At 48.5% G+C, this 719-nt stretch carries 5 tRNA genes; all 5 read right to left on the minus strand.

The window, feature by feature from the left end:
- Window positions 1–85 precede the first annotated feature (85 nt).
- Window positions 86–161, minus strand: a tRNA-Thr gene (locus KQ486_RS14150).
- A 5-nt stretch (window positions 162–166) separates the two neighbouring features.
- A tRNA-Val gene (locus KQ486_RS14155) sits at window positions 167–242 on the minus strand.
- Between the two features lie 7 nt (window positions 243–249).
- Window positions 250–321: transfer RNA gene (locus KQ486_RS14160), tRNA-Glu, on the minus strand.
- A gap of 14 nt (window positions 322–335) precedes the next feature.
- A tRNA-Thr gene (locus KQ486_RS14165) sits at window positions 336–408 on the minus strand.
- Between the two features lie 2 nt (window positions 409–410).
- A tRNA-Asn gene (locus KQ486_RS14170) sits at window positions 411–485 on the minus strand.
- Window positions 486–719: the final 234 nt, after the last annotated feature.

Genomic DNA, 719 nt, shown 5'->3' on the forward strand with positions numbered 1-719 from the left:
GGGGAGAGATTCGAACTCCCGAACCCTGAGGGAGCGGATTTACAGTCCGCCGCGTTTAGCCACTTCGCTACCCCTCCGTCTAAAATGGTGCCGGCCAGAGGACTTGAACCCCCAACCTACTGATTACAAGTCAGTTGCTCTACCAGTTGAGCTAGGCCGGCATAAATGGTGGAGGATGCAGGACTTGAACCTGCGACCCCCTGCTTGTAAGGCAGGTGCTCTCCCAGCTGAGCTAATCCTCCGATTATATGACCCGTACGGGATTCGAACCCGTGTTACCGCCGTGAAAGGGCGGTGTCTTAACCACTTGACCAACGGGCCATGTTCTACATAAAAGCTTCCTGCCGGACTTGAACCGGCGACCTCATCCTTACCATGGATGCGCTCTACCGACTGAGCTAAGGAAGCAATGGCTCCAGCGGCAGGATTCGAACCTGCGACCAATTGGTTAACAGCCAACTGCTCTACCACTGAGCTACGCTGGAATTTAATAAGAGAAATTTATATGACACACACTTTATTCAACCTACTCAGTGCTTGTCTTGCTTCCTAGCTTCCAATTATACAAAAAAATAAAATATAAATCCAATTATATTTTATTCAATCATCTATAAAGATGACATTCAGTGACTTGCTATGTATATTGCCCGGCAACGTCCTACTCTTGCAGGGGAAAAACCCCAACTACCATCGGCGCTAGAGAGCTTAACTTCTGTGTT

Origin of the sequence: Allobacillus halotolerans, from assembly GCF_018967645.1 — a bacterium.
GTDB lineage: Bacteria > Bacillota > Bacilli > Bacillales > Alkalibacillaceae > Allobacillus > Allobacillus halotolerans.